Source organism: Klebsiella sp. Q11 (genome assembly GCF_964241505.1).
Classification (GTDB): Bacteria; Pseudomonadota; Gammaproteobacteria; order Enterobacterales; family Enterobacteriaceae; genus Klebsiella; species Klebsiella michiganensis.
On sequence record NZ_CAXSXW010000005.1, the window covers coordinates 193,785 to 215,829 of the forward strand.

23 protein-coding genes are annotated in these 22,045 nt (G+C 56.4%); 14 read left to right on the top strand and 9 right to left on the bottom strand.

Annotation, left to right across the window (positions count from 1 at the left end):
• Positions 1–10: 10 nt before the first annotated feature.
• The 4 genes from ACESQ2_RS09940 to ACESQ2_RS09955 all read right to left on the bottom strand — a co-directional run bounded on the left by ACESQ2_RS09940 (position 11) and on the right by ACESQ2_RS09955 (position 2,946).
• Positions 11–244, bottom strand: coding sequence for a DUF2554 family protein (locus ACESQ2_RS09940; protein WP_014229225.1), 234 nt, complete (start codon positions 242–244; stop codon positions 11–13).
• 169 nt (positions 245–413) lie between these two features.
• Positions 414–539 (bottom strand): DUF2474 domain-containing protein, encoded by a 126-nt coding sequence (locus tag ACESQ2_RS09945; RefSeq protein WP_014229226.1) that lies wholly within the window; start codon positions 537–539, stop codon positions 414–416.
• Positions 539–1,549, bottom strand: a complete 1,011-nt coding sequence (gene cydB / locus ACESQ2_RS09950; RefSeq protein WP_032719024.1) for a cytochrome d ubiquinol oxidase subunit II — start codon at positions 1,547–1,549, stop codon at positions 539–541. Before cydB ends, ACESQ2_RS09945 begins: the two co-directional genes overlap by 1 nt.
• Entirely contained in the window at positions 1,549–2,946 is a 1,398-nt protein-coding gene (locus tag ACESQ2_RS09955; RefSeq protein WP_014229228.1) for a cytochrome ubiquinol oxidase subunit I, read from the bottom strand. Before ACESQ2_RS09955 ends, cydB begins: the two co-directional genes overlap by 1 nt.
• Positions 2,947–3,730: 784 nt before the next feature.
• Between ACESQ2_RS09955 and ACESQ2_RS09960 the strand changes: the two genes are divergently transcribed.
• The 6 genes from ACESQ2_RS09960 to patD all read left to right on the top strand — a co-directional run bounded on the left by ACESQ2_RS09960 (position 3,731) and on the right by patD (position 10,936).
• Positions 3,731–5,143, top strand: coding sequence for a PLP-dependent aminotransferase family protein (locus ACESQ2_RS09960; RefSeq protein ID WP_004850592.1), 1,413 nt, complete (start codon positions 3,731–3,733; stop codon positions 5,141–5,143).
• Positions 5,144–5,583: 440 nt separating this feature from the next.
• Positions 5,584–6,729, top strand: coding sequence for a putative ABC transporter substrate-binding protein YdcS (ydcS, locus tag ACESQ2_RS09965; protein ID WP_224260222.1), 1,146 nt, complete (start codon positions 5,584–5,586; stop codon positions 6,727–6,729).
• A gap of 19 nt (positions 6,730–6,748) precedes the next feature.
• Entirely contained in the window at positions 6,749–7,759 is a 1,011-nt protein-coding gene (locus tag ACESQ2_RS09970) for an ABC transporter ATP-binding protein (protein WP_046877292.1), read from the top strand.
• Position 7,760: 1 nt separating this feature from the next.
• The gene (locus tag ACESQ2_RS09975) at positions 7,761–8,690 is read left to right on the top strand and encodes an ABC transporter permease (RefSeq protein WP_042945096.1); all 930 of its coding nucleotides are present in this window, start codon (positions 7,761–7,763) and stop codon (positions 8,688–8,690) included.
• Positions 8,680–9,486 carry an ABC transporter permease gene (locus tag ACESQ2_RS09980; RefSeq protein WP_014229233.1) on the top strand — a complete coding sequence of 269 codons (807 nt, stop codon included), beginning with the start codon at positions 8,680–8,682 and terminating at the stop codon, positions 9,484–9,486. The genes ACESQ2_RS09975 and ACESQ2_RS09980 overlap by 11 nt, the downstream gene beginning before the upstream one ends.
• Before the next feature lie 22 nt (positions 9,487–9,508).
• The gene (gene patD / locus ACESQ2_RS09985; RefSeq protein WP_032693459.1) at positions 9,509–10,936 is read left to right on the top strand and encodes an aminobutyraldehyde dehydrogenase; all 1,428 of its coding nucleotides are present in this window, start codon (positions 9,509–9,511) and stop codon (positions 10,934–10,936) included.
• Between the two features lie 356 nt (positions 10,937–11,292).
• Here patD and ACESQ2_RS09990 read toward each other — a convergent pair whose 3' ends face one another.
• Entirely contained in the window at positions 11,293–11,415 is a 123-nt protein-coding gene (locus tag ACESQ2_RS09990) for a small membrane protein (protein WP_014229235.1), read from the bottom strand.
• 559 nt (positions 11,416–11,974) lie between these two features.
• Here ACESQ2_RS09990 and ACESQ2_RS09995 point away from each other — a divergent pair.
• Positions 11,975–12,259 carry a hypothetical protein gene (locus ACESQ2_RS09995; protein WP_014229236.1) on the top strand — a complete coding sequence of 95 codons (285 nt, stop codon included), beginning with the start codon at positions 11,975–11,977 and terminating at the stop codon, positions 12,257–12,259.
• Positions 12,260–12,311: 52 nt separating this feature from the next.
• Here the strand turns inward: ACESQ2_RS09995 and yncL are convergent, their stop codons facing one another.
• On the bottom strand, positions 12,312–12,404 hold the full coding sequence (gene yncL, locus ACESQ2_RS10000) for a stress response membrane protein YncL (protein WP_004101822.1): 93 nt from the start codon (positions 12,402–12,404) through the stop codon (positions 12,312–12,314).
• Positions 12,405–12,601: 197 nt separating this feature from the next.
• Between yncL and ACESQ2_RS10005 the strand changes: the two genes are divergently transcribed.
• The 3 genes from ACESQ2_RS10005 to ACESQ2_RS10015 all read left to right on the top strand — a co-directional run bounded on the left by ACESQ2_RS10005 (position 12,602) and on the right by ACESQ2_RS10015 (position 14,954).
• On the top strand, positions 12,602–12,775 hold the full coding sequence (locus ACESQ2_RS10005; RefSeq protein WP_004850604.1) for a GhoT/OrtT family toxin: 174 nt from the start codon (positions 12,602–12,604) through the stop codon (positions 12,773–12,775).
• A 71-nt stretch (positions 12,776–12,846) separates the two neighbouring features.
• A complete protein-coding gene (locus ACESQ2_RS10010) occupies positions 12,847–13,617 on the top strand; it encodes an alpha/beta fold hydrolase (RefSeq protein WP_046877293.1) in 771 nt (256 codons plus the stop codon).
• An 80-nt stretch (positions 13,618–13,697) separates the two neighbouring features.
• Positions 13,698–14,954, top strand: coding sequence for a putative acyl-CoA thioester hydrolase (locus ACESQ2_RS10015; protein ID WP_046877294.1), 1,257 nt, complete (start codon positions 13,698–13,700; stop codon positions 14,952–14,954).
• Positions 14,955–14,957: 3 nt separating this feature from the next.
• Here ACESQ2_RS10015 and ACESQ2_RS10020 read toward each other — a convergent pair whose 3' ends face one another.
• Complete coding sequence (locus ACESQ2_RS10020; RefSeq protein WP_046877295.1) at positions 14,958–16,391, bottom strand: aldehyde dehydrogenase; 1,434 nt, start codon at positions 16,389–16,391, stop codon at positions 14,958–14,960.
• A gap of 268 nt (positions 16,392–16,659) precedes the next feature.
• On the opposite strand from ACESQ2_RS10020, the gene ACESQ2_RS10025 reads away from it, so the two are divergent.
• Both ACESQ2_RS10025 and ACESQ2_RS10030 read left to right on the top strand, forming a co-directional pair.
• Positions 16,660–18,258, top strand: a complete 1,599-nt coding sequence (locus ACESQ2_RS10025; RefSeq protein WP_046877296.1) for an ABC transporter substrate-binding protein — start codon at positions 16,660–16,662, stop codon at positions 18,256–18,258.
• 17 nt (positions 18,259–18,275) lie between these two features.
• On the top strand, positions 18,276–18,509 hold the full coding sequence (locus tag ACESQ2_RS10030; RefSeq protein ID WP_014229241.1) for a DUF2526 family protein: 234 nt from the start codon (positions 18,276–18,278) through the stop codon (positions 18,507–18,509).
• Positions 18,510–18,517: 8 nt separating this feature from the next.
• Here the strand turns inward: ACESQ2_RS10030 and ACESQ2_RS10035 are convergent, their stop codons facing one another.
• Both ACESQ2_RS10035 and ACESQ2_RS10040 read right to left on the bottom strand, forming a co-directional pair.
• Positions 18,518–18,967 (bottom strand): DMT family transporter, encoded by a 450-nt coding sequence (locus tag ACESQ2_RS10035; RefSeq protein ID WP_014229242.1) that lies wholly within the window; start codon positions 18,965–18,967, stop codon positions 18,518–18,520.
• Positions 18,964–19,482, bottom strand: a complete 519-nt coding sequence (locus tag ACESQ2_RS10040; RefSeq protein WP_014838395.1) for a GNAT family N-acetyltransferase — start codon at positions 19,480–19,482, stop codon at positions 18,964–18,966. The genes ACESQ2_RS10035 and ACESQ2_RS10040 overlap by 4 nt, the downstream gene beginning before the upstream one ends.
• Before the next feature lie 493 nt (positions 19,483–19,975).
• On the opposite strand from ACESQ2_RS10040, the gene ACESQ2_RS10045 reads away from it, so the two are divergent.
• Both ACESQ2_RS10045 and ACESQ2_RS10050 read left to right on the top strand, forming a co-directional pair.
• On the top strand, positions 19,976–21,271 hold the full coding sequence (locus tag ACESQ2_RS10045; RefSeq protein ID WP_350082081.1) for a porin: 1,296 nt from the start codon (positions 19,976–19,978) through the stop codon (positions 21,269–21,271).
• Positions 21,272–21,433: 162 nt separating this feature from the next.
• On the top strand, positions 21,434–22,009 hold the full coding sequence (locus tag ACESQ2_RS10050; protein ID WP_025107883.1) for an XRE family transcriptional regulator: 576 nt from the start codon (positions 21,434–21,436) through the stop codon (positions 22,007–22,009).
• The last annotated feature ends 36 nt before the right edge of the window (positions 22,010–22,045 follow it).

Sequence of the window (22,045 nt, forward strand, 5' to 3'; positions counted from 1 at the left end):
AACGAAATCGCTACTGGTAGTGATGCATTTTTGGTTTCCGCGCATTCTGCCAGTGGTGCTGCTCGCGCAGGTCGGAGGCGGCGTCTTCCGCCTGGCTGCGCAGCTCGTCGCTATCGGCTTCGTGCTGTAACTGCTGTTCGAGACTCTGTACCGGGAAGAAATCGTGTCCGTGCTGGCGGGCCAGCACGTGCCCGGAAAACAGGGCGCACGCCAGCAGTAATGTTGAAATGCTTCTTCTGAACATCTCTTTTTCCATGCTATCGGCGAATGAGGCTACTATGCCAGGGGCTGGGTGAGCTTATTACGTCGGTTGTCAAAGAAGAGAAAAGGCTTTGTCAACATCGCCTGACGGATGGCGAAAAAAAGCCCGATGGTGTCGCCATCGGGCCGAATAACATAACGTGACGGGCGGATCAGGCCTTCAGCCCGGCGGCCGTCATCAGCAGCCGAAATCCCATGCTTACCGCCGCCAGCGCCAGCACGCTGCCTCCCCACAGGACCATCATCCATAACGTGCGCTTAAGCCATACTCGTTGCATCAGTGATACCCCTCGCCGTGTTGAACTTTGCCGCGAAAAACGTAGTAGCTCCAGAAGGTGTAGCCGAGGATCACCGGCAGAATAAGCAGCGCGCCAACCAGCATAAAGCCCTGGCTTTGCGGCGGCGCGGCGGCCTGCCAGAGGGTGATACCCGGTGGAATAATATACGGCCAGATACTGATTCCCAGCCCGCTAAAGCCGAGAAAGATCAGCCCCAGCGTGAGGACAAACGGCAGCAGGTGGCTGGCGCTGTTGCGCAGCGCTCGCCACAGCCAGGCGCTTATCGCCGCGACCAGCAGCGGTACCGGCAGCAGGAAGAAGAGATTTGGCAAGCTAAACCAGCGCTCGGCGATGGCCGTCTGCGCCAGCGGGGTCCAGATGCTGATGGCGACAATTACCGCCAGCAGCGCCAGCAGCAAACCGCGCGCGGTTACGCGCATATTGCGGTGGAGCGCATTCTCGCTCTTCATCACCAGCCAGCTGGCGCCCAGCAGCGCATACGCAATGCACAGTCCCAGGCCGCAGAACAGGGTAAACGGCGTAAACCAGTCAAACACCCCGCCGCTGAAGCTGCGGCCGCTGACCGCGAAGCCGTTGATCACCGCGCCGACGACCATCCCCTGGGTGAAGGTGGCCAGAATCGAACCGCCCATAAAGGCGCGATCCCAGAACGGGCGGTGCGATGGCGTCGCGTTAAAGCGGAATTCAAAAGCTACGCCGCGGAAAATAAGCCCGATCAGCATCAGGGTAAGGGGGATCGCCAGCGCGTCGATAATTACCGCATAGGCCAGCGGAAAAGCGCCAAACAGGCCCGCGCCGCCGAGTACCAGCCAGGTCTCATTGCCATCCCAGACCGGCGCGACGCTGTTCACCATGACGTCGCGATCCGCCGCGTCCCGCGTGGTACTGAATAAAATGCCAATGCCCAGGTCGAAGCCGTCCATCACGATATACATCAGGGTGGCGAAGACGATGATGACAAACCAAATAACCGATAAATCGATACCCATTACCAGGACTCCTTCTGCTGTACATGGTCCGTTGCGGCGGAAAGCGGGCGGGCAGGCGTACCGGCGCCAGGCGGCTGAGCGTCCTGCGGCCCTTTGCGAATCAGACGCAGCATATAGCTATAACCGACGCCGAATACCGAAGCGTAGACGACGATAAACGTCAGCAGACTGATGGACATATGCAGGTCACCGTGAGCGGAGACGGCATCTGCGGTACGCTGTACGCCGTAGACGACCCACGGCTGGCGGCCCACCTCGGTGGTCACCCAGCCCGCGAGGATAGCGATAAGCCCTGATGGCCCCATCCATAGCGCAAAGCGTAAAAAGGGTCGGGAGTGATAGAGGCGACCGCGATAGCGCAGCCACAGGGCCAGCGCGCCGAGCAGGATCATCAGCATGCCGAGACCGGCCATCAGACGGAAGGACCAGAACACGATGGTGGCGTTAGGGCGATCTTCCGCCGCGAACTCTTTCAGCGCGGGAACCTGTTTATCCAGGCTGTGGGTGAGGATCAGGCTGCCGAGGGCCGGGATTTCCAGACCATAGCGCGTCCGTTCCTGCTGCATATCCGGCCAGCCGAACAGCAGCAGCGGGGTGGGTTCTCCGGGGATATTCTCCCAGTGACCCTCGATAGCGGCAATTTTCGCCGGCTGGTGCTTGAGCGTATTCAGACCGTGCATATCGCCAATCATGGCCTGAACCGGGGCGACAATCAGCGTCATCCACAGGGCCATGGAGAACATCGCGCGAACGGCGGGCGTGTTGTTGCCGCGCAGCAGGTGCCAGGCTGCCGATGCGCCGACGAACAGCGCGCTGCTGAGAAAGGCTGCCACCGACATATGCAGCAGACGGTAGGGAAACGACGGGTTAAAGATAACCGCGAACCAGTCCACCGGCACCACCTGGCCATTGACGATCTCAAACCCCTGCGGCGTTTGCATCCAGCTATTGGACGCGAGGATCCAGAAGGTGGAGATTATCGTCCCCAGCGCCACCATGCAGGTGGCGAAGAAGTGCAGGCCCGGCCCGACGCGGTTCCAGCCGAACAGCATGACGCCGAGGAATCCGGCTTCAAGGAAGAAGGCGGTCAGAACTTCGTAGGTCAGCAGCGGGCCGGTTATGCTCCCGGCAAACTCGGAGAATCCGCTCCAGTTGGTACCAAACTGGTAGGCCATGACCAGACCTGAGACCACCCCCATGCCGAAGTTGACGGCGAAGATTTTCGACCAGAAGTGGTAGAGCGAGCGCCAGGTCGGGTTTTTCGTTTTTAACCATAAGCCTTCGAGAACCGCCAGGTAGCTGGCTAACCCGATGGTGATGGCGGGGAAGATGATATGAAATGACACGGTGAAGGCGAACTGGATCCGCGCCAGGTGGAATGCATCAAGACCGAACATGCAAAACTCCGCAATAAAATTGATTCAGCGCAATTCTAGGCCTCCACCATGGCGGATAGCAGGAACAGAAACCCTGTTTTTATCTATAACAGTTGTCGATTTGAGCTTCTGTTTTTTGTGATAAATCCTATTTTTCTAAAATCAAGCTATTTCACACCCGCAGATAGTATGTTATTTTAATTTGACGTTAGCGCTGCAAGCCAGTAATTAAACGTTCCTTTGGGTAAGCGATATTTATATTTTAAATTTAAGTATAAATATCCTGAATAATTCATAAGTTGTGTATCAATCCTATAATAAAATAATTGACCGTTTTTACCGCGCGCACGTACGCCTTCATTAACGCTGGTTTCGTGTGCTGTGGATTTTAATCTGGGATTTTAACTCAGCGTGATTTGAGCGCTGAGTTAAGGATATGTTTAATACATACCCGTAATCTTATGGGTTGTTATTGGATAGTGTATTTATTGATTATATTTTACAGAGGATGTGATTGTGTCGACTAATGGACTTCGTAGCTTGTGTACTGTTTTGTTAATTATGACTTTTTTCTGGATACTGGTTGTTAGTGGGATGGTTATGCTATTTTAAATAATAGCTTATCGTTTAATCACCTGAGTTTATTCTGCATCAGGTGGATATATGAGCAATAAACGAATGGCTTAGCTGTAAGTAATTCGTGCTATCGCCAATGCCAATCTTTGTAAATAGGTCAGTATATAAATACTGGCCTATTTTATAAACTGATATACAATTGTGCTGACATTTTCTTGCGGATTGTTATATGAAAAAGTACCAGCAGCTGGCGCAGCAGATTACCGAACAGATTGGCCTTGGGGTGTGGTTACCCGGCGACCGGCTGCCCTCACTGCGGGAACAGGTGGTCAGCAGCGGGATGAGTTTCATGACCGTCAGTCACGCCTACCAGCTGCTGGAAAGCCAGGGCCGGATCATTGCCCGCCCGCAGTCCGGCTATTATGTCGCGCCGCAGCCGATCAAACAGCGCCAGCCTGAGCCGCCCGCCCAGGTGACGCGCGATGAGTCCGTTGATATCAACACCTACATTTTCGAGGTGCTGCAGGCCAGCCGTCAGGCGTCCATGCTGCCCTTTGCCTCCGCTTTTCCCGATCCGCGCCTGTTTCCACTGCCGCAGCTTAACCGCTCTCTGGCGCAGGTCAGCAAAACCGCCACCGCCATGAGCGTGATTGAAAACCTGCCGCCGGGGAATGATGAACTCCGCCATGCCATTGCCCGCCGCTACGCGCTGCAGGGAATGAATATCTCGCCGGATGAAATCGTCATCACCGCCGGAGCGCTGGAGGCGTTGAACCTTAGCCTGCAGGCCGTTACTGAACCGGGCGATTGGGTCGTTGTGGAAAACCCCTGCTTCTACGGGGCGCTGCAGGCGCTGGAGAGGCTGCGCCTGAAGGCGCTGTCGGTGGCGACCGATGTCAAAGAGGGCATTGACCTCGACGCGCTGGAGCAGGCGTTGCAGAATTACCCGGTTAAAGCCTGCTGGCTGATGACCAACGGGCAAAACCCGCTCGGCTTTACCCTCAGCGCGGAGAAAAAAACGCAGCTGGTCGCGCTGCTGGCGCGCTACAAGGTGATGCTGATTGAAGATGATGTTTACAGCGAGCTCTATTTCGGCCGCGAGAAACCGCTGCCGGCAAAGTACTGGGATCGCGACGATATGACGCTGCACTGCAGCTCTTTTTCCAAGTGCCTGGTCCCCGGGTTCCGCATTGGCTGGGTGGCGGCGGGCAGGCACGCCCGACGCATTCAGCAGCTACAGCTGATGAGCACGCTCTCAACCAGTTCACCCATGCAGCTGGCGCTGGTGGATTACCTTTCGACCAAGCGCTATGACGCCCATTTGCGGCGTTTGCGCCGCCAGCTTGCCGAGCGCAAGCAGCTGGCCTGGCAGGCGCTGCTGCGCCATCTGCCCGCGGAGGTGAAAATTCATCATAGCGACAGCGGCTATTTTCTCTGGCTCGAGCTCCCCGCCGGGAGCGACGCGGGGGAGCTGAGCGCCCGCGCGCTGGCGTATAATATCAGCATTGCGCCGGGGAAAATGTTCTCCACCTCCGCCAGCTGGACCGCATTTTTTCGCTTTAATACCGCGTGGGGCTGGGGCGAAAGAGAGGAGCAGGGGGTTAAGCGGCTGGGCGAACTGATTCGCGAGATGCTGGCGTAGCTGGGATGGCGGTCCGCGTGCCCGGGCAGGGGAAGTTTATTGGCGCCCGGGCAAGCGCAGAATATCCCTGACCGGTCCGGCCGCCACCCGGCAAAAAACCGCGGCGGCAGAGAAAACGGTTTTTTCATTTATCCGGTTTTTTTATATCCAGCGGTTATCCCTTTCCTTAAAAATATGCCGCTGACGCAGGCTGAATATCATGCCCGTTATTATTGTTCCGCGGTAAACCATATGAAATTTGCATAGTCATATTAACTCGCTAACCGCTTGTCTATAATCCGCAAAGTTAGCCCGTGTCGCACGTTTTGTGCGTAATGCGCCCCTTGTCACAACCTGAATAAATTTCCCCGGGAGGCCATAGCGCGCCGTCTACTGTTATTAAGGGAGATATTTTTACGGCATGGCTGCCGCTCATTTTCTTGTGACAGGAGTAAGACCTGATGAGCAAAAAAATTGCCCGTGGCAGCCTTTGCGTGCTGGGTATGGTATGCCTGACGGCGCAGGCCGCCGAGTCGCCGACATCTCTCGATAAAGGCGAAGGCCGTCTCGATATTATCGCCTGGCCGGGATATATCGAACGGGGACAGACCGATAAAAGCTACGACTGGGTAACTCAGTTTGAAAAAGAATCCGGCTGTCAGGTCAACGTCAAAACCGCCGCCACGTCCGACGAGATGGTCAGCCTGATGGCGAAAGGCGGTTATGACCTGGTCACCGCGTCCGGCGACGCCTCGCTGCGCCTGATTATGGGCAAGCGCGTGCAGCCGATTGACACCGCACTGATCGCTAACTGGAAATCCCTCGACCCGCGCGTGGAAAATGGCGCGTGGTTCAACGTCAACGGTAAGGTTTACGGCACTCCCTACCAGTGGGGGCCGAACCTGCTAATGTACAACACGAAAACCTTCCCGACGCCGCCGGACAGCTGGAGCGTGGTGTTCGTCAAACAAAACCTGCCGGATGGTAAAACCAACCTGGGCCGCGTGCAGGCCTATGACGGGCCGATTTATATTGCCGATGCCGCGCTGTTCGTCAAAGCCACCCAGCCGCAGCTGGGCATCAGTGATCCCTATCAGCTTACCGAAGCGCAATATCAGGCGGTACTCAAGGTGCTGCGCGATCAGCACGCCCTGATTCATCGCTACTGGCACGATACCACCGTACAGATGAGCGATTTTAAAAACGAAGGCGTCGTGGCCTCCAGCGCCTGGCCCTATCAGGCCAACGGTCTGAAGGCGGAAGGTCAGCCGATTGCGACCGTTTTCCCGAAAGAGGGCGTCACCGGCTGGGCGGATACCACCATGCTGCATAGCGACGCGAAACACCCGGTCTGCGCCTATAAATGGATGAACTGGTCGCTGACGCCGAAAGTGCAGGGGGATGTCGCGGCCTGGTTTGGTTCGCTACCGGTGGTACCTGAGGGGTGCAAAGCCAGTGCGCTGCTGGGGGACAAAGGCTGCGAGACCAATGGTTACAACGAATTTGCCAAAATCGCGTTCTGGAAAACGCCGGTAGCGGAAGGCGGGAAATTTGTTCCCTATAGCCGCTGGACCCAGGATTACATTGCGATTATGGGCGGTCGTTAAGTCGCCGGAGGCGAAGAACATGCACGCGGTAGAGTTCGATAATGTTTCGCGGCTGTACGGCGACGTGCGGGCGGTGGACGGCGTCAGCATCGCCATTCGCGATGGCGAATTTTTCTCCATGCTGGGGCCCTCCGGCTCCGGCAAAACCACCTGCCTGCGCCTGATTGCCGGGTTTGAACAGCTTTCGGGCGGCGCCATTCGCATTTTTGGTAAAGCGGCCAGCGAACTGCCGCCGTGGCAGCGCGACGTGAATACGGTGTTCCAGGATTACGCGCTGTTTCCTCATATGTCGGTCCTCGATAACGTCGCCTACGGGCTGATGGTCAAAGGCGTCGGTAAGAAAGCGCGGCATGCCCGCGCGCTGGAGGCGCTGGAGAAGGTCGCGCTCGCGTTTGTCCACACGCGCAGGCCATCGCAGCTTTCCGGCGGCCAGCGCCAGCGGGTGGCGATCGCCCGCGCGCTGGTGAATCAGCCGCGCGTCCTGCTGCTGGATGAGCCGCTCGGGGCGCTGGATTTAAAACTGCGTGAACAGATGCAGCTGGAGCTAAAGAAACTGCAGCAGGCGCTGGGCATTACCTTTATTTTTGTGACCCACGATCAGGGCGAAGCCCTGTCGATGTCCGATCGCGTGGCGGTGTTTAATAATGGGCGAATCGAACAGGTTGATGCGCCCCAGGACCTCTATTTGCGGCCTAAAACGGCGTTTGTGGCCGGCTTTGTCGGCACCGCCAACGTATTCAGCAGCGAGCAGGCGCACAAGCTGTGCGCGATGGCGGGAACGTGGTCGCTGCGCCCGGAACATATCCGGCTGAACGTTGCCGGGGAGATCCAGACGGAGGGCGTTGTGCAGGCGGTGCAGTATCAGGGGGCCGCGACCCGCGTCGAACTCAAGCTGGCGAACGGCGAGAAGCTCTTGGTGAGCCAGGCGAATAGTGATGGTCATGCCGCGCTAAACGCGCCGCCGGTAGGGCAAACGGTGCTGGCTTCGTGGTCGCGAGCGGCGATGGTGCCGCTGGAGAGCGGAGGCTGATATGACGATGGCGATTCCGTCCGCCACCACCGGGCGCGTATCCGCGCTGTTCTGGCGTAAACCCTCGCTGGCCCTGTTTTTGCTTCTGCTTGGCCCGCTCATGTGGTTTGGCATTGTCTATCTGGGATCGTTGCTGACCCTGCTATGGCAAAGCTTCTACACCTTCGACGATTTCACCATGTCGGTCACTCACGACCTGACGCTGGCCAATCTGCAGGCGCTGTTTAACCCGGCGAACTACGACATCATTATCCGTACCCTGACGATGGCGCTGTCGGTGACCGTCGCCAGCGCGATTCTGGCCTTGCCTATGGCCTGGTACATGGCCCGCTATACCCGGGGCAAGATGAAGGCGTTTTTCTACATCGCCGTGATGCTGCCGATGTGGGCAAGCTATATCGTCAAAGCCTATGCATGGACGCTGCTGTTGGCGAAAGATGGCGTTGCGCAGTGGTTTCTGCGCCATCTTGGCCTGGAAAGCGTACTGAGCATGGTGCTGACGATCCCGGCGGTCGGCGGCAATACGTTATCGACGTCCGGACTGGGGCGCTTCCTGGTGTTCGTCTATATCTGGCTGCCGTTTATGATCCTGCCGGTGCAGGCCGCGCTGGAACGCCTGCCGCCATCATTGCTTCAGGCCTCCGCCGATCTGGGCGCTCGTCCGCGCCAGACCTTCCGCTACGTGGTGCTGCCGCTGGCGATTCCCGGCATTGCCGCAGGTTCGATTTTTACCTTCTCCCTGACGCTCGGCGATTTTATCGTTCCGCAGCTGGTGGGGCCGCCGGGGTTCTTTATCGGCAATATGGTCTATTCCCAGCAGGGGGCGATTGGCAATATGCCCATGGCGGCGGCGTTTACCCTGGTGCCCATCGTGCTGATTGCCCTTTATCTGGCGTTTGTGAAACGTCTGGGAGCGTTTGATGCACTCTGAACGCGCACCGCTGCTCCTGAAAGTGGCAACCTGGGGAGGGGTGATCTTTCTCCATTTCCCGCTGCTGATTATCGCGCTCTATGCGTTTAATACAGAAGATGCCGCCTTCAGCTTTCCGCCACAGGGCCTGACGCTACGCTGGTTTAGCGAAGCAGCGGGGCGCGGGGATATTATCGATTCCGTGACGTTGTCACTTAAAATCGCCGCGCTCTCCACCGCTATCGCTCTGCTACTTGGCACGCTGGCTGCAGGTGCGCTATGGCGCAGCACGTTTTTTGGCAAGAACGCCGTCTCGCTACTGCTGCTGTTGCCGATAGCACTACCCGGTATTATCACCGGACTGGCGCTGCTCACTGCCTTCAAGGCCGTCAATCTGGAACCCGGGTTGCTGACGATCGTCGTGGGGCATGCGACGTTCTGCGTCGTTGTGGTGTTTAACAACGTCATTGCCCGCTTTCGCCGGACCTCCTGGAGCCTGGTAGAGGCGTCGATGGACTTAGGCGCTACGGGCTGGCAAACCTTTCGCTATGTGGTGTTGCCCAATTTGGGGTCGGCGCTGCTGGCGGGAGGCATGCTGGCGTTTGCCCTGTCGTTTGACGAAATTATCGTCACCACGTTCACCGCCGGGCACGAGCGCACGCTGCCGCTCTGGCTGCTCAATCAGCTCGGACGCCCGCGCGATGTTCCGGTGACCAACGTGGTTGCGCTGCTGGTGATGCTGGTGACGATGATGCCGATTCTGGGGGCCTGGTGGCTCACCCGTGACGGCGACGTCAGCGCTGAAAACGGAAAATAAAATATCGATACAGGATAATGCTATGCAAAATAACCTTTTAATTAACGGTAAGTTAGTGGCTGGAGAAGGCGAGACCGTGCCGGTGTTTAATCCCGCCACCGGTGACGAGATCCTGTCGATTGCTGAGGCCACGGCGGCGCAGGTAGACGCTGCGGTTGAGGCCGCGGATCGGGCCTTTGTTAGCTGGAGTCAGACCACGCCGAAGTTCCGCGCCGAATGTCTGTTGTCGCTGGCGGACGTGATTACTGAACATGCGCAGGCGCTGGCTGAGCTTGAATCGCTCAACTGCGGTAAGCCGCTGCACTGCGTGGTCAACGATGAGCTACCGGCGGTCGCCGATGTCTTCCGCTTCTTTGCCGGCGCGGCCCGCTGTCTGCCGGGCATGGCGGCGGGTGAGTATCTCGAAGGCCACACCTCCATGATTCGCCGCGACCCGGTTGGCGTGGTGGCCTCCATCGCGCCCTGGAACTACCCGCTGATGATGGCGGCATGGAAGCTGGCCCCGGCGCTGGCGGCAGGCAACTGCGTGGTGATCAAACCCTCGGAGATCACCCCTTTAACGGCACTCAAACTGGGTGAGCTGGCAAAAGACGTTTTCCCGGCCGGGGTGCTTAACGTGCTGTTTGGCCGCGGCGCAACGGTCGGCGATCCGCTGACCGCTCACGCGAAGGTCCGCATGGTGTCGTTGACCGGTTCGATCGCCACCGGCGCGCATATCATCGGCCATACCGCATCGTCGATTAAACGTACGCATATGGAACTGGGCGGGAAAGCGCCGGTTATCGTCTTTGATGACGCGGATATCGACGCGGTGGTGGAGGGCGTACGGACCTTTGGATTCTATAACGCAGGCCAGGACTGTACCGCCGCCTGCCGGATTTACGCCCAGGCCGGAGTTTATGACCAGCTGGTGGAAAAACTCGGCGCCGCGGTCGCCAGCCTGAAGATGGGCCCGCCGGAAGACGAAACGACCGAGCTGGGGCCGCTGAGCTCGCAGGCGCATCTGGACAGAGTCTGCGCCGCCGTCGATGCCGCCCGCGCGCTACCGCATATTCAGGTGGTCACCGGCGGCAGCAAAGCGCCAGGCAACGGTTACTACTATCAGCCGACGCTGCTGGCGGGAGCGAAGCAGGAAGATGCGATTGTCCAGCGCGAGGTCTTCGGCCCGGTTGTCAGTATTACCTCATTTCATGACGAAGAGCAGGCGCTGAGCTGGGCCAACGATTCGCAGTATGGTCTGGCTTCGTCGGTCTGGACCAGGGACGTCGGCAGGGCGCATCGCCTGAGCGCGCGTCTGCAGTATGGCTGCACCTGGGTTAACACCCATTTCATGCTGGTGAGCGAAATGCCGCACGGCGGGCAGAAGCTTTCGGGCTACGGCAAGGATATGTCGATGTACGGTCTGGAGGATTACACCACGATCCGGCACGTCATGATTAAGCACGGATAGGACGCGTTCGTGATAATCGCGAATCGGACTGATTACCCTGCTAATAGTTAGTTATAGCAAAAAAAGCTAAAACGGAAGCGCTGCTTTATGAGAATATTCTCATGCCCCTTCAAGAGCTAAGCCATGATGAGTGCCGGAGATAAGCGCCGGATGGGGCTGGTACCCCTCAGGGTGCAGGATGCACCCTTAACGGGACACTGCAACGATTGATAATGATTCGTAAGCCCCTGCATGATATGCAGGGGCTTTTTGTTGTACGGTCGCTGCGGGTTTGTTACTGCTAGTGCGCCTGATATCATAGCGTCATCAATTTATTACGTATCAGGTCATCTGGTTTTTCGAAAACGATTATCAGACTAACGTTTTGTTTTTTTGCTCGGTAAATTCGCCTGGCGACGTTCGCGAACATAGGAAAAAAGATTATAAATTGCAGCAATGAGTAAAATAAGCGCCACAATGAGAAGGGCGATTCCTGACATGTACCACCTCAAAAATAAATGAGTAAAAAACAAGCTTCGCATAACTTGTGATTATGAATGTATGATTTTGTGCTAAATAACGCAAATGATATTTCTTATCATTTAAAACCTGGCGGGGATGTCTGGTTGTCTGCTGCCGTTGTAATCTATTGTTGTATAAATAATTTCTAATTATGGGGTCATTCTACTGCAATCCTGGCTGCCCTGGAACCTGCTAATAATGATGATCGCATACCGGCATCGCGTCCAGGCGAGTATAAAGAACAGTAAACAATTCCCCACCGGTATGAAAAGCGCCTTTGTTTTTAACTCTACCGTTAAGCGCTGGTGGTCGTGCCGGGATGATATTGAGGCCCGGCATTAACCCTATTAATAATCATGTTATTGGACGCGGCAGATGAAATTATTATGCCTGCGATCGGTAATATAAATCCGGTGATATTTATTCGCGCGCGATAATCTTTAGATTCTGCGTAATTGTAATATTTATGTTAAATATTACGCATATCCAGGACGTTGATAAGAGAAAGGACGCAGGTTTGACTTTCTATAGCCGCTCATGCGAACATTCGGCGCAATTTGTTGCTTCGAAGTTGATATTGTTTTGAAAAAAATAGCGTGTTTCCTTTTTGTGGCCTGCGCCACGGCGATGCTTTACGGGAATTTTCCGGCCAAACAGATTATGGGCTGTGAAGAGCAGGGCGTCGCGGAACCGGTCTGCATGGCGGCCGCATGGGATAGTGAAAAAGTCGATCTTTTGCCGGCCTGGAATCCCGACGTCCAGAAGCTGATTACCGCGCAAAAGACCCTGTCTGCTGCGGAGCCGGGGTCTTTCAAATCGTAAAAAAGCAGCCTTCATGGGCTGCTTTTTTAGGTTTCATTGCTGAGTAAAATCGCTAAAACCAACCAAAACGAACGGATAACAGGCCGATAAGCGCAAGTGCCGCGCCGACATTTATCAGAAGAACGGTTTTGCTGGAAACATCCATAACGCCACCTTTATAAATAAGCCTCTACATTTATAGTACGAGCTCAAAGTTTGCGCTATCGGACAAAGACGAATCGGGCGTTTTTCTGAAATTAACCCTGTTACCTGTTTTAAAATACCATAATCTCTGACGCACTCTGGGGGTGCGAAAAGGCATCGCGATCGGCGAAAATGCTTGTCAGGGAAGGAAGAAGAAAAATGACGTTATACCAGAAAATGCTGATTTTTTACGGAGTTATGGGCTTCATCTGCGCGGTAATCAGCTGGTTCTTAACGAAAGAGAGCCGCTGGATCCGCCTGCTGGCGGCGCTGTTGATTGGTGCGACATGGCCGTTCAGTTTTCCCATGGCGCTGCTGGTCTCCCTGTTTTGAAGGAAAAATTGATGGCTCACTCTTGGTTATGACTGTATAAAAAAACAGTCATCACTCACGGAGCCTTTTCGATGCTTAGTTTTTACTCTTCACAGGCTGGCGCTATAGTGCGCTGGCTCGACCTGCCCGGTCGCGGCGACCCTGTTGTTTTTATCCACGGCCTGGGCTGCGCTTCTACCTATGACTATCCGCGAGTTGCCGCCGACCCGGCGCTGGCCGGGCGGCGAATGATTCTTGTCGATTTACCCGGTTTCGGCTACAGCGATAAACCCGAATCCTTCGGCTACCGTATTGGCGATCAGGCCGGGGTGGTGGTTGAGCTGCTGGACCGCTTAGGGCTTGAGCGCTGCTATCTATATGGCCACAGCATGGGGGGCAGCGTCGTGATTGAAGCGGCCGAGCGGCTCGCCGGACGGGTGCGGGCGCTGCTGGTGGCCGAGCCTAATCTCTATCCCGGGGGCGGCATGTACAGCAGACGTATCGCCGAACAAACTGAAGAACGCTTTATTGCTCGCGGCTACGCCGACATGCTGTCCGCCGACGCTTCGCCCTGGGCCGGCTGTCTGCAAAACAGCGCCCCCTGGGCGGTGTGGCGCGGCGCGACCAGCCTGGTGAAGGGCGTTAATCCCTCCTGGTTTAGCCGCTTTATCCACTTATCCTGTCCTAAAGCCCTGATTTACGGTGAAGATTCGCTACCGGCCCAGGAAGCGACGGATAGCGAAGCCGCCGGGATCCCGCTGCTGGTGATACCCCAGGCCGGGCACTCAATGGCGTGGGAAAACCCATCGGCGCTGGCCCGTACGCTGGCCGATTTTTACTCCACCATGGAGGCAGAAGCCTGATTCGTGATCGCCGCATATAAAAAGAAACCATATTTCATTTATTTTGATATGTAGTTTCTTTTATTCATGACGAGCGTGAAATGCGAAAAATCACTATCCTGGGTATCTCGGCTTTACTCTTTACACCGCTGCTTCTGCAAGGGTGCGCGACGCAAACTCCGCGCGGGACGACCTCCCGTCCGCAGCTTACGGCGGCAGAAGCGGCAACCTTCACCATTGAGCGCTATTTTGCGCAAGGCGGCGCGTTAAGTGCCCCCGATGGCCCCTGGTCGCCATCGCCAGTTCACCTCCCGCAAACCGAGAGAGCGTGGCGCGTGGCACCCTCGGGAGCGCCGTTCACCCGCATTCAGCAGGCGGTTAACGCGGCAATAGATCAGCATGGGGCGCAGGAGGCGCGCATCTATATCCGCATCGAACCGGGCATCTATCGGGAGACGGTCTATATCCCCGAAGGCGCACCGCCGATAACCCTCTACGGCGCCGGAGATAGTCCTGAAGAGGTGAGAATTGAGCTGGCAATAGACTCGCAGTTCTCGGTAGCGCGCTATCGCCAGCGGGTAAATAGCCAACAGCAATACCGCGAAGGCGATCCGGCATGGTATCAGTATGCGCTGTGCGCCGGGCGAACCAGCAAGACGATAGGCACCAACTGCGCGGCGGTGGTCTGGTCGCAAAGCGCGGATTTTCAGCTGCTGAATCTCAGCGTAGCCAATAGCCTGCTGGATACCGTCGACGGTGGGACGCATCAGGGCGTGGCGCTGCGGACGGACGGCGATCGCGTGCAGCTGGAGAACGTCCGCCTGCTCGGACGTCAGGACACGCTCTACGTAAATACCAGCAATCGGCGCAATGAGGCGGTAACCGACCGTATCAGCCGGGTATACGTGAAAGACAGCTACGTCGAAGGGGATGTAGACTATGTATTTGGCCGGGCGAACGCCGTTTTTGATAACGTCCATTTTCACACCGTCTCAACGCGCCGCTCGCCCGAGGCGTACGTGCTTGCGCCAAATACGTTGCCGGATAATCCATACGGCTTTCTGGTGAAGAATAGCCGCTTTACCGGCGACGGCGGCTATCAGGGCAGCTTCAAGGCGAAGCTGGGCCGCGCCTGGGATCAGGGGGCGGGGAAGACCGGTTATTTAGCGGGTAAAACCGCTAACGGGCAGGTGCTTATTGCCAACAGTACTATCGATCAAAGCTACGATCGGCTTTCCCCCTGGGGCGCTGCGGCCACCACCGCCCGGCCGTTCCGCGGTAATACCGCCGCAGAACGGCAGCTTGATGATGTTGCCTTCAATCGCCTGTGGGAATTCAATAACCGCTGGCAGCCCTGAGGCTTAAAACGGGAGCTCGCGCGGGGCCGTTTGCAGCGTTATCCAGCGTAGCTCGGTAAACTCGGCAATTCCCGCGCGTCCGCCAAAGCGGCCGTAGCCAGACGATTTGCAGCCTCCAAACGGCATTTGCGCTTCGTCATGTACGGTGGGGCCGTTGATGTGGCAAATGCCGGTTTGCAGATTTTGCGCCAGGTTCCACGCCCTGGCGCTGTCCCGGCTGTATATCGCCGACGAGAGGCCATATTCGCTTTCATTGGCGACGGCCAGCGCTTCGGCTTCGTCCTTAACGCGAATAATCGATTTCACCGGACCGAACGATTCCTCATGCCAGATGCGCATTTCCCGGGTAACGCCATCAAGCAGGGTGGCGCGCATTTGCGTCGAATCGGATAGGCCGCCGGCCAGCAGGCGCGCGCCCTTCGCCAGCGCGTCCTCTATCAAGGCATTGCAGCGGGTGACGGTCTTCATGTCCACCACCGGGCCGAGCAGGCTGGCGGGCAGGGCGGCGGCGCGTCTGGCCAGCTGCGCCACAAACGCTTCCGCGACGGTCGCGTCAACGATGATGCGCTCGGTGGACATACAGATTTGTCCGGCGTTGGCGAATGCGCCAAAAATTGCGCCTGCGGCGGCCTGTTCGAGATCGGCGTCATCCAGCACCAGCAGCGGCGCTTTGCCGCCGAGCTCCAGCACCGCGGGTTTCAGATGTTCGCCGCAGGTGCGGGCGATTATCCGTCCCACCGGCGTGGAGCCGGTGAAATTGATGCGGCGTACGGCGGGGTGGGCAATCAGTAACTCCACCAGCGCAGGCGCGTCGGCGGGGGCGCAGGTCAGATAATTGACCACGCCCGCGGGAAAGCCTGCCGCCGCCAGGGCATCGATAATCAGCCCCTGCGTCGCCGGTGAAAGCTCCGCGCCTTTGAGGATAACCGTATTTCCACAGGCCAGCGGCGTGGCGATAGCGCGGGTCGCGAGGATTAATGGCGCGTTCCACGGCGCCATGCCAAGCACCACGCCTGCGCCCTGGCGGATACCTAACGCCAGGTTTCCCGGCACGTTGGAAGGGATCACCTGGCCCTCAATTTGCGTGGTCAGGGCAGCGGCTTCGCGCAGGATATCGGCGGCCAGATGAACGTTAAAACCGGCCCAGTGCGCGGTGGCTCCCGTTTCCGCCGCCATCGCGGCGATAAATTTCGCCTCACGGCGCAGCATCTCTTCCGCGGCCTCCAGCAGGAGGCGTCGGCGCTCGGCGGGTACGGTATCGCGCCACTGCGGGAACGCCGCGCCGGCGGCAGCGGCGCAGCGGCGGGCGTCCGCCAGGCTGGCGGCGCTGGCAACGGAGGCGCGTTCGCGCGTGAGCGGATTATCGCGGTTAAAGGTGGCATGACCTTCAGCATCATGCCACTGGCCGTTGGTGTACAGATTGCAGGTTATTGTCATTATGGCTTCTCCTGGCGTTACGATTTGCCGAGTGTATCGGGTTGCGCCGCCGCGCGGTGGCGGTCGGGCGGTTATCGCCCGCTTTTTTCGTAACTTTGCGCAGGGTTCACATTTATGAAGAAGTTCGTTGACGCCAATTGAGAGGATGTTGAATTTATCGGCGAAAACGCGGTTTTTAGCATAACCTGATAGCAATTGATTATTTGCCGGTTGAATTCTCCTGTGCTGTTATTAAAGGACTTATAACAAATTCATAAGGCTTATAACCATGTCTACAGGGAAAACGTTTCTTGCGCTGGCGTTGAGCGCGCTACTGCCGGCGGCAGGCGCCTGGGCGGCGGGCAACGATACGCTGGTCTATTGTTCGGAAGCTTCGCCGGAATCTTTCAACCCGCAGATTGCCAGCTCGGGCCCGTCTTTTGTCGCCAGTTCTCAGGTGCTTTATAACCGCCTGATAAACTTTGACCCGGTCAAAAATACGCCGATTCCCTCGCTGGCCACCGAATGGCGCGTCTCCCCGGACGGTAAAACCTGGACTTTCACCCTGCGTAAGGGCGTGCAGTTCAACAGCAACAAATACTTCAAGCCGACCCGTGATTTCAACGCCGATGACGTGCTGTTCTCGGTGCTGCGGCAGAAAGATGCCAGCCATCCGTACCATAATGTTTCCCAGGGACATTACGAATACTTCCACGACGTTGGGCTGGATAAGCTGATTAAAGACGTCAAAAAAATCGATGATTATCACGTGCAGTTTGTGCTGAACGAGCCGAACGCGGCGTTCCTCGCCGACTGGGGAATGGATTTTGCGTCGATTCTGTCTGCCGAATATGCAGATGCGATGCTGAAAAAAGGCACCCCGGAGTATGTCGATACCTGGCCTATTGGCACCGGCCCCTACGCGCTGCAGCAATATAAAGCGGATTCGCTGATCCGCTATGTCGCCAACCCGCACTACTGGGACGGTGACGTGCCGACCAAACACCTGATTTTCTCGATCACACCGAACGTTGAGACGCGGCTGGCGAAGCTGCAAACCAATGAATGCCAGATTATTCCCGCGCCGTCGCCGGTACAGTTCCCGGTGATTAAGGGCAATAAAGATCTGGCGCTGTATGCGGTTGAGGCACTCAACGTTGGCTATCTGGCCTTTAATACCGAGAAAAAGCCGTTTGATAGCGTACTGGTGCGCCAGGCGCTGAACTACGCTACCGACAAGCAGGCAATCGTGAAAGCGGTCTTCCTGGACTCCGGCAGCGTCGCTAAATCGCCGATCCCCGCCAATATGCTGGGCTATAAGAAAGATCTGCCTGATTACGACTACGATCCGCAAAAAGCAAAAGATCTCCTCAAGCAGGCTGGGCTGGAAAAAGGAGCCGAAGTCACCCTGTGGTCGATGCCGGTGCAGCGGCCGTATAACCCCAATTCCCGACGTATTGCCGAGATGATTCAAAATGACTGGAGCAAGGTTGGGATCAAAGCCAAAATCGTTACTTATGAATGGGGTGAGTACCTCGCCGGCATGCGCAAAGGCGAGCACGACAGCGCGCTGTTTGGCTGGATGTCTGATAATGGCGATCCGGATAACTTCGCCGGCACCCTGTTAAGCTGCGATAACATTAAAACCGGCTCTAACGTTGCCCGCTGGTGCGATAAGTCCTACGATGCGCTGGTGAAAAAGGCTATCCTGGTCAGCGACCCGCAGGCGCGCGCCGGACTCTACGCCCAGGCGCAGGAGATTTTTCAGCAGCAGGCCCCCTGGATCACCCTGGCGACCGGTAACACCTTCTACGCGACGCGCAGCAACGTGAGCGGCTACAGCGTGAGCCTGATGGGCAGCGATTTTTCCAAAGTTAAACTCAATTAAGCCGGAAGGAGAGAAGCATGTCGCATCTGGATGAGGTCGTCGCGCGCGTGGACGCCGCGATTGCCGAAAGCGTTATTAGCCATATGAATGAACTGCTGATCGCGCTGAGCGATGACGCGGGGCTGGGGCGGGAAGAGCGCTACGTTCAGCAGCAGCGTTTGCGTAACGCCATCGCCCACCACGGCCGCCAGCAGCACGAGGAGCAGGAAGCTCGCCGGGAGCAGCTGACCCGCGGCGGCGAGATTCACTAGTTACGCCGCTAGAACTGGCGTCTGGCCACCAGCCAGGCGCCGATAACCAGCATCACCGCCCCGCAGAGCGGGCCAACCAGCGCGCGTAGCGGGACGTGGTGCGCGCGAATCAGATCTAGCACTAAGCCCCCAACCAGCTGGCTGGCAATCAATACCGCAATCGTGGTTGCCGCCCCGACGTTCTGATAGCCGCTGATGCTGGCAAAGACAAAGAACGAGCCCAGCAGACCGGGAATAAGCGTCCACCACTTTACGCTGACCGCCAGCTCCTGAAACCCCGCCGCGCCGTGCTTAAGCAGCAGTATTGTCACGAAAATCACGATGCCGACCAGCGAGTTAAGCAGCATGGCGATCAGGATAGTCGATGCGGACTGGGTAATGCGCACCATCAGCGTGTTTTGCAGCACCAGCCCGACGCCAGCGGCGATTAAACAGGCCAGGGTCAGCGTTTGATTCATGCGCTGCCGTCCGGATCGCGGCGATCGTCAAGCTGCAGCTGCATAAAGGTCAGATCCAGCCAGCGGCCAAATTTCGTGCCGACCTGCGGCATCTGCCCGGTGGTGATAAAGCCCAGCGTTTCATGCAGATGCAATGAAGCCTCATTTTGCGCTTCAATGCCGGCGACCATGACGTGCTTATTCAGCCGTTTCGCCTCGGCGATGAGGGCGACGAGCAGGCTGCGGCCCAGCCCTTTCCCCTGATGATCGGGGTGGACATAGACGGAATGTTCGACGGTGTGGCGAAAGCCGTCAAAGGCGCGCCAGTCGCCGAAGGAGGAGTAACCGGTAATCACGCCGTTTTCTTCACTCACCAGCACGGGATAACCGGCTATCTGCCGGGCTTCGAACCAGGCAATACGGTTGTCGGTATCGACGGTTTTGTCATTCCAGATGGCGGCGGTATGGACGACCGCATGGTTGTAGATTTCAGCGATTGCCGCGCAATCGTCTTTGCTGGCATGGCGGATGCTCATGGTGTCCTCAAAGCTTGTACACTATAGTAGTACAGTATTATTACAATAATGTACGCAAGGCTGTCACCTGGTTTAGGCATAAATTTTTCCTCAGGCTTGCCGAATCCGTCAGTTGTCTGTCCAGGGCTCTCCTGTCTCATCGTTCAAATCAATACTTCCTGTTTTACAATTGATTAAACGTATCACTATTACCCGGCAGTCATATTTTCAATTTTTATTTACCGGTTTTATATTTTGATGACATTTAGCAATGAAGTTGTGGCCACGATAACTTCATGATTGTATTGAAGATGATACAAATCATTGTGATAGCATTCCCTTTTTGATTTTTACGCAATAGAAATAGCTTAACCCCGGCGGATATATTGTCATTAATCAGAGTGCGTATGGAAAAATATACGGCATAACTCTTGTGGGTTTTATAACGATATTCCATTCATACCATTATGCGTATTTGTACGCAGGGATTCATTTTGCTAATAAGGGCGAAGCAATGGCGCGTAGGAAAAATATGAGAGTAGTAGTGCCTTCGATACTGGCAATTATTATTGGTGACGTATTAGTCAATACCACCATGGCGGCTGAAACCAATATGCTACAGGCGGCACCGGCTTATACCGCGACGCAGACTAAAGGGGAGACGCTGTGGAGCAATGACGATACGGCAATTGGTATTTTAGGATCCGTACGTTTAATGGCCAAAACGGACTCTAATCATACTCAGGAACATAATATACAGAATAATGACTCGCGGCTGGGGGTTGCCGTGCGGCATAATTTTGACCTGAACGGCCTGAGTAATTATGCCGTCGGTTATTATGAGACCGGCGTTCATGGTTTAGATTCCGCCACCGATGACCAGGGCAATGATGTTTATACGCGGCAGGCTTATGCCGGTATTGGCAATGACCGCTATGGCGTGGTGACCTTCGGTAAACAGTATGCTCCCACGGACTGGGGGCTGGGTATTGATACGACTTATGCCTGGGGCGGTAAAGCGAAACATGATACCGCCGGAATGTCGACGGATATTATTAATTCCGCGGCAATCTATTATTACAATGATAAAAATATGACGATTGGCGTCATGGGGCAAGGCAATGACAACGTCGACAGCATCGGCTTTGCGGCCTACGGCGATGGGCCGAACCTGCATGATGCTTACCGCGATGGTTCAGCCACCGTTCACGGCGGCGCCGCGGTTGCCGCGCAGTACCGGTGGGATAACGGCTTCTCCGTCTCCAGCGCGGTGGCGTATAACAATTACACGGTAAATAGCGGGTCAGTCAGCGGCTGCCAGAATTTTGGCCCGAATGGCCACTGTTTTAATTACACCGATAATAACGGCGATGCCTATGACGGCAATACTTATAGCATGGGCATGAACGCGAAATATACGACAAGCGTTGGCGATCATGCCTGGTATAACGGCGCGGAAGTGACTTATTACCTCAATAAAGTGAATGATGTTACAGCGGCGACCAGCGGCCATTACGAACATAATAACCAGCAGGGGGATGACCAGGAAACGGTTCTCGGTCTGGAATATGACTCGCAATTTAAAATCACCCCGGCCTGGGGCGTGTACGTTGATTTTAACTGGTCGCAGGGCGGCGATGCGATGGAGGGACAGCACTTCCAGTCGACGGTATTAGGCACCGATTACTGGCTGGGGAAAAACGCGGTGACTTATCTTGAATACGGCTACGAAAAAGCCTGGGGCAACGATAATGAAGCGTGGAATATTGACGACAATCTCGGCGCAGTGGGGCTGCGCGTCTTTATCTGACGGGCATTTTCTTTTCATTTATGGTCTTGAGGGTGCTTTAGTTAACGGATTGCATCCTTTTCTGCCTTGCCCGGCGGTGTATTACGTCGGGCCTTTTCACGATAATCGCCGCTATCGGCGTCTGGTTGTAGAAACAGTAGGGCTACACTATAGTGTCACGTTATGAATACTATAGAAGACAACCTCAACCAGCGCATCAGCGCACGCATCCGAATCGAGCGGGAATCCCGCGGCTGGTCGCTCAGCGAACTCGCCGAGCGGGCTGGGGCGTCGCGGGCGATGATCCACAAGATCGAGCGCGGCGAAAGCAGCCCGACGGCGTCGATGCTTGGACGACTTTCCGGCGCCTTCGGCATTAGCATGTCGACGCTGATCGCCAGGGCGGAGATGCAGGAAGGCAAGCTGCTGCGTTTTGCTCATCAGCCGGTGTGGCACGATCCGCAGAGCCACTATCTTCGGCGTCACGTTTCCCCGCGTAGCGACCTGCCTATCGATCTGGTGCAGGTGGAACTTCCGGCTGGCAGCGACGTTCCTATGCCCGCGTCATCCTATGCGCTGGCCCGGCAGCTCATCTGGCTACAGCAGGGCGAACTGGTCTTTCTCGAAGGCAACGCGCGCCACGAAATGCAGGCGGGGGATTGCCTGGAGCTCGGGCCGCCGAACGACTGCCGCTTTATTAATGAAACCACGCAGCCCTGCATCTATCTGGTGGTCCGGCTCAATCAATCTGCCTCATAATGTCAATGCGCGTTGCCGGGAAAGCAGCTAGCCTCA

Excerpts from the sequence above, each read along its gene's own strand:
- ACESQ2_RS09940 (WP_014229225.1), bottom strand. The coding sequence starts at position 244 with ATGTTCAGAAGAAGCATTTCAACATTACTGCTGGCGTGCGCCCTGTTT.
- ACESQ2_RS09945 (WP_014229226.1), bottom strand. The coding sequence starts at position 539 with ATGCAACGAGTATGGCTTAAGCGCACGTTATGGATGATGGTCCTGTGG.
- cydB (WP_032719024.1), bottom strand. The coding sequence starts at position 1,549 with ATGGGTATCGATTTATCGGTTATTTGGTTTGTCATCATCGTCTTCGCC.
- ACESQ2_RS09955 (WP_014229228.1), bottom strand. The coding sequence starts at position 2,946 with ATGTTCGGTCTTGATGCATTCCACCTGGCGCGGATCCAGTTCGCCTTC.
- ACESQ2_RS09960 (WP_004850592.1), top strand. The coding sequence starts at position 3,731 with ATGAAAAAGTACCAGCAGCTGGCGCAGCAGATTACCGAACAGATTGGC.
- ydcS (WP_224260222.1), top strand. The coding sequence starts at position 5,584 with ATGAGCAAAAAAATTGCCCGTGGCAGCCTTTGCGTGCTGGGTATGGTA.
- ACESQ2_RS09970 (WP_046877292.1), top strand. The coding sequence starts at position 6,749 with ATGCACGCGGTAGAGTTCGATAATGTTTCGCGGCTGTACGGCGACGTG.
- ACESQ2_RS09975 (WP_042945096.1), top strand. The coding sequence starts at position 7,761 with ATGACGATGGCGATTCCGTCCGCCACCACCGGGCGCGTATCCGCGCTG.
- ACESQ2_RS09980 (WP_014229233.1), top strand. The coding sequence starts at position 8,680 with ATGCACTCTGAACGCGCACCGCTGCTCCTGAAAGTGGCAACCTGGGGA.
- patD (WP_032693459.1), top strand. The coding sequence starts at position 9,509 with ATGCAAAATAACCTTTTAATTAACGGTAAGTTAGTGGCTGGAGAAGGC.
- ACESQ2_RS09990 (WP_014229235.1), bottom strand. The coding sequence starts at position 11,415 with ATGTCAGGAATCGCCCTTCTCATTGTGGCGCTTATTTTACTCATTGCT.
- ACESQ2_RS09995 (WP_014229236.1), top strand. The coding sequence starts at position 11,975 with ATGCGAACATTCGGCGCAATTTGTTGCTTCGAAGTTGATATTGTTTTG.
- yncL (WP_004101822.1), bottom strand. The coding sequence starts at position 12,404 with ATGGATGTTTCCAGCAAAACCGTTCTTCTGATAAATGTCGGCGCGGCA.
- ACESQ2_RS10005 (WP_004850604.1), top strand. The coding sequence starts at position 12,602 with ATGACGTTATACCAGAAAATGCTGATTTTTTACGGAGTTATGGGCTTC.
- ACESQ2_RS10010 (WP_046877293.1), top strand. The coding sequence starts at position 12,847 with ATGCTTAGTTTTTACTCTTCACAGGCTGGCGCTATAGTGCGCTGGCTC.
- ACESQ2_RS10015 (WP_046877294.1), top strand. The coding sequence starts at position 13,698 with ATGCGAAAAATCACTATCCTGGGTATCTCGGCTTTACTCTTTACACCG.
- ACESQ2_RS10020 (WP_046877295.1), bottom strand. The coding sequence starts at position 16,391 with ATGACAATAACCTGCAATCTGTACACCAACGGCCAGTGGCATGATGCT.
- ACESQ2_RS10025 (WP_046877296.1), top strand. The coding sequence starts at position 16,660 with ATGTCTACAGGGAAAACGTTTCTTGCGCTGGCGTTGAGCGCGCTACTG.
- ACESQ2_RS10030 (WP_014229241.1), top strand. The coding sequence starts at position 18,276 with ATGTCGCATCTGGATGAGGTCGTCGCGCGCGTGGACGCCGCGATTGCC.
- ACESQ2_RS10035 (WP_014229242.1), bottom strand. The coding sequence starts at position 18,967 with ATGAATCAAACGCTGACCCTGGCCTGTTTAATCGCCGCTGGCGTCGGG.
- ACESQ2_RS10040 (WP_014838395.1), bottom strand. The coding sequence starts at position 19,482 with ATGAGCATCCGCCATGCCAGCAAAGACGATTGCGCGGCAATCGCTGAA.
- ACESQ2_RS10045 (WP_350082081.1), top strand. The coding sequence starts at position 19,976 with ATGGCGCGTAGGAAAAATATGAGAGTAGTAGTGCCTTCGATACTGGCA.
- ACESQ2_RS10050 (WP_025107883.1), top strand. The coding sequence starts at position 21,434 with ATGAATACTATAGAAGACAACCTCAACCAGCGCATCAGCGCACGCATC.